Raw genomic sequence first — 4661 nt, forward strand, 5'->3', positions numbered from 1 at the left:
AAGTCAATTTTGAATAAATTATACTTGAATTGATTGTAAATATAAACGTCTGTATGGCTATAATTGGAGCAAATGAGAAGGGTGCTCAGAGATATTTGAACATTAATGCGAGGTCACACCCCATGGGTTGCACCAGGGCCACCATGTAAAAGAAGTACTTTTATAGTTGGATTATTGCCTATACGTTTCGTCCATACTTTAAAAATACCTTTTGAGGTTTTTATAGGAATCATACGTACACCGCCTGATAAAAGATCAGATCGGCCATGATTATCAAAATAGAATGTTGGCGATGCAATTAAATTAGATTGCATAGTACTTAACAATAAAAAGCCTGTAATTGCTGAAAAAATAGATTTCATAATAGCTTGGTATTTAATCCTGATGATTTTGGGTGGGCAGTATAGCATGAGATACTCATGGATTAATACAATGACCGTTTCAAAAAGTTCCTATAAAATTTGTGTGTTAATTATTTTGAGATTTGACTGAAAAAATCCTTTTAATTTTCTATGGCGCTGTTAAAATCCACAAGATTAAGTTGCTACTCTATGAATTATAGGAACTTTTAATGAGTAATAAAAAATTGGCCATTTCAGATAGCCAACAATACAAACAACTATTACAAGATGTGATACAACTTATTCAGCATGGACGCCAACGTGTTGCTACTGAAGTAAATTCAACCATTGTTCTATTGTACTGGTCTATCGGTAAACGTATTAATGATGAAATTCTTGCAGATAAGCGTGCTGAATATGGTGATCAAATCATTAACAATGTTTCTGCCGAACTGACTCTGCAATTTGGTAAAGGATATAGTCGCTCAGCAGTCTTTAGGATGGTTCGATTTGCTAAGTTTTATTCCAACCATCAAATTGTCGCTACAGTGTCGCGACAATTGACGTAATAGTATGGACCCCACCACCTATCGAAAGGCTTCTATTTGAGCCAGAATGAAGTTGTTAACAGTCATTCAATCAAGGTAAGGGATCCATAATGAAAGATATTAAAGTATTAGGCATAGATCTGGCAAAGAATGTTTTCCAATTACATGGAGTAAATGTAAAGGCTAAATGCGTTCTTAAAAAAAGAGTAAACAGGGAAAAGCTGATTGAATTTATGTCGCAGCTACCTCCTTGTTTAGTTGGAATAGAGGCATGTGGCGGTGCACATTATTGGGCCCGTATGTTTATAGGAATGGGGCATACCGTAAAAATGATGGCGCCACAGTTTGTAAAGCCGTATGTGAAATCGAATAAAAATGACGCTAACGATGCTGAAGGTATTTGTGAAGCGGTCACACGGCCTAATATGAAATTCGTTCCAGTAAAGAAAATTGAGCAACAAGATGTGTTGTTATCTCATCGCGCACGAGAGCAAGTGATCAAACAAAGAACAGCGCAAGCAAACCAAATACGCGGCTTGTTAGCTGAGTACGGAATCGTCGTTGCATTAGGAATTAGTCAGATACGAGAAATGGCAGCAATTTTGGAAAATAATAAATCAAAATTAACGGTAAAATCAGAGGCTATTTTTAGGCGATTATATGAACAGTTTAAAGCTTATGATGAACAAGTAACTATTTACGATAAAGAGATTCAACAACAGGCAGACAGTGATCCAATGTGCTTGGAGATTCAAAAAATAGAAGGTATTGGCCCATTGACAGCATCAGCAATGGTTGCCTCAATTGGTGATGCTAGTGTATTTAATAATGGTAGAGAAGTATCTGCTTGGCTTGGATTAGTACCCAAACAGCATTCCAGCGGGAATAAGGTACGATTAGGGGGGATTAGTAAACGAGGCGATCGTTACCTAAGAACACTGCTGATTCATGGTGCGCGCTCGGTGCTCTCTCGTTGCGAAGGCAAAGAAGACAAAAAAAACCAATGGGCAGCCGGTATGAAGCAGCGTTGTGGATTTAATAAAGCAGCCGTGGCGGTAGCCAATAAAAATGCGCGCACCATTTGGGCGTTAATGGCGCATGGTCAATGTTATCGTGCCTCGTATATCCAAGAAAGTGTGGCGGCATGAAATTATACTAATTAAGAGAAATATTAGTTTCGCCTGATTTTAGTGAATGTACAAAACACATTCACTAAAATCAGGCGACATGAATAAAGTAAAGAAGACACGCTTTAAAGATTGCTTAAGGTAAATCACGATTGATAGCAAAACAGGTAAGACCAGCTCTTTTAAAACCTATACTTGACCAGGGTCGCATATGAGACCGTTGACGTGATGAGGAGAAAGAGCGCAGAGACTATCAGGGTCCGAGTGAACGTATATCACTCAACTAGAGACCGAATATATGACTGCATCTATTCTGCATTTGTTAAAAATCTGAATTTATCTGTTGCAAAACCGGGCGGGGTCCATATATGGTCTCATGTAGTTCTGCTCTGTCAACTAGAGGACGCATTAAAACGCGACTTTTATTTACAAATGGCATGTGTTGAACACTGGACTGTCCGTACTATGCGAGACAAATTGTCTTCCATGTTATTTGAACGCACCGTGATAAGCAAAAAACCTGAAGCTGTCATCAAAGATGAGCTTGAGAAGTTTTCAAAAACCCAGCAATTAACGCCTGATCTGGTATTTAAAGACCCATGTTTTCTGAATTTTATGGGAATTAAAACCAAGTACTCTGAATCTGATTTGGAAAATGCCATTCTGGATCATATTGAGGAGTTTATCCAGGAATTGGGTAGTGATTTTTGTTTTGTAGCTCGTCAGAAAAAAATGTCCACCAAACAAAAGGACCGTCACTTGGATCTACTCTTTTTCCACCGCGGCATGCGTCGGTTGATTGGAATTGAGCTCAAATTAGATCGCTTCGAACCAGAACATAAAGGCCAAATGGAATGGTACTTGCGTTGGCTAGATAAGCATGAACGTCGTCCTGGTGAAGAGAAACCTATTGGTATTATTCTTTGTGCACGTAAAGATGAAGAGGATGTGCAATACCTTGAATTAGATCAATCAGGAATCCATGTTGCACAATATTTAACGCAATTACCACCCAAAGCCGTAATGGAAGCCAAATTGCATGATGCGATCGCCATTGCTAAACAGCAGCATGAGTTTATCGCATTAAACAATGAGCAACCGTCTTGAGAGTATATAAAAGGTATTACTTTGGAAAGTAAATTAAGCGAATCTGAGCTTGAGTTTTTGCAAAGTCCTCAATATCAATTGACGAGCGATGAACTGCAATTAATCATGAGTAAACAAGGCGAAAGAAATCAGCTATTATTTGCTGTCATGTTGCAATACTACAAAATAAGACTATTTTTTCCAACCCAACATGATGTATTAGTGTCTTATTTATCAGCTACTCTGGCAAAGAAAATTAATACTGAGCCTTGTTATTTTCATGAGCTTGAATCAAATCATAGAACAGCAAAGCGCTTTCGCCAACTGGTTCGTGAGTATTTAGGTTATAGAGAGGCTACAAATGCAGATAGTAATGCTTTTATCGATTGGTTAGAAAATGATTTGTTGCCAAAAATGCCTCAAGAGCATGAGTTGCATTTGGCCATTAAATCATATTATAACTCTGTCAAAATAGAGCCATTTTCTGAAAAACAGCAACAGCGCTATCTAGACCATGCAAGAAATCGATTAGAAACTAAATTATTTGATAAAATATTTAAGTATTTGCAGCCTAACGATCGCGATTTCATTGATACATTGCTCAATCATGCCATTACAGAGGAAAATAATCCGAAGAATCGATCAAAAGAAATCAATTTAAATACCTTAAAAAAAGGTATTCCAGGTGCAAAATTAAAACATGTTCAATTCGCTCTCGAGAAATTTAAAGCAATTCAATCGCTGATTTTGCCAAATGATACGATTGCTGGATTGAATCGCAAATTTTTACTGAAATATTATGAGCGTATTTCAGCTTATTCACCCAGTCATATCAAAGAACTTGATGAGCGTTCTAAATATGCAACGATGACGGTTTTTTGCCATATTCGCTCAGAACTACTGGCAGACAGTCTTGCTGATTTATTTATCAAGCTCGTTAAAAAAATCAAAAACTCATCTGAAACATACGTTGATAAAGCAGCAGTAAGTGAAATTAAACGGGTGCAAGGTAAGTTCGATATTTTATCTCAAATCACAGACGTTGCTATAGCACACCCAGAAGGTATTATCAAAGATACGATTTACCCTATCATTGATCCCGAAACACTTAAGCAATTGAAAGTAGATTTAAGTCAACGTGGTCAATGGTATCAAAAGCAAGTTCGTACCAAAATGCGATCGTTATACTTGCATGGTAGTCGAACAGAATTATTAGATTTATTGACTCATTTACCAATAGAAGTAAGTGAGTATGAAAATAAAGTCATGCTGGATGCGATTCAATTTATATTAAAGCATCGAAACTCACGCGATGACATTTATTCAAAAACACCACCGCTTAAGCATGTTATTCCAGATAATTGGCTTGATTTTGTCATTGATAATAAAACCAAATCTACGGCATCTGTAAATAAATTCAATTATGAAATGGTTGTTTGTCAGGGCCACCTCATGAAAAAAATCTAGCTTAAATCGGTAAATAATGAGAGGCTAGCTTCATTTAAATGGATATAGGAATGAAGCTGGAAGAAGGATTTTTAGATTTTTTTATTTCACTT

The 4661-nt window shown here is 37.0% G+C and carries 5 protein-coding genes; 4 read left to right on the forward strand and 1 reads right to left on the reverse strand.

Going from position 1 to position 4661, the window contains the following annotated elements:
- Positions 1-113: 113 nt before the first annotated feature.
- A complete protein-coding gene (locus ELY15_RS16390; RefSeq protein WP_199744228.1) occupies positions 114-410 on the reverse strand; it encodes a hypothetical protein in 297 nt (98 codons plus the stop codon).
- 161 nt (positions 411-571) lie between these two features.
- On the opposite strand from ELY15_RS16390, the gene ELY15_RS13520 reads away from it, so the two are divergent.
- The 4 genes from ELY15_RS13520 (at position 572) to ELY15_RS13535 (ending at position 4569) form a co-directional block, all read left to right on the forward strand.
- A complete protein-coding gene (locus ELY15_RS13520; protein WP_127100918.1) occupies positions 572-910 on the forward strand; it encodes a DUF1016 N-terminal domain-containing protein in 339 nt (112 codons plus the stop codon).
- Positions 911-999: 89 nt separating this feature from the next.
- On the forward strand, positions 1000-2037 hold the full coding sequence (locus ELY15_RS13525) for an IS110 family transposase (protein WP_127100920.1): 1038 nt from the start codon (positions 1000-1002) through the stop codon (positions 2035-2037).
- 243 nt (positions 2038-2280) lie between these two features.
- Entirely contained in the window at positions 2281-3123 is an 843-nt protein-coding gene (locus ELY15_RS13530) for a YhcG family protein (protein ID WP_158617498.1), read from the forward strand.
- A 21-nt stretch (positions 3124-3144) separates the two neighbouring features.
- The gene (locus tag ELY15_RS13535) at positions 3145-4569 is read left to right on the forward strand and encodes a DUF4158 domain-containing protein (RefSeq protein WP_127100924.1); all 1425 of its coding nucleotides are present in this window, start codon (positions 3145-3147) and stop codon (positions 4567-4569) included.
- Positions 4570-4661 lie beyond the last annotated feature (92 nt).

It is taken from the genome of Legionella sp. km772, from assembly GCF_003989735.1.
Taxonomy (GTDB): domain Bacteria; phylum Pseudomonadota; class Gammaproteobacteria; order Legionellales; family Legionellaceae; genus Legionella.

What these genes read in the sequence shown, in the direction of transcription:
- ELY15_RS13520 (WP_127100918.1), top strand. Translation starts at nt 572, where the DNA reads ATGAGTAATAAAAAATTGGCCATTTCAGATAGCCAACAATACAAACAA.
- ELY15_RS13525 (WP_127100920.1), top strand. Translation starts at nt 1,000, where the DNA reads ATGAAAGATATTAAAGTATTAGGCATAGATCTGGCAAAGAATGTTTTC.
- ELY15_RS16390 (WP_199744228.1), bottom strand. Translation starts at nt 410, where the DNA reads ATGCTATACTGCCCACCCAAAATCATCAGGATTAAATACCAAGCTATT.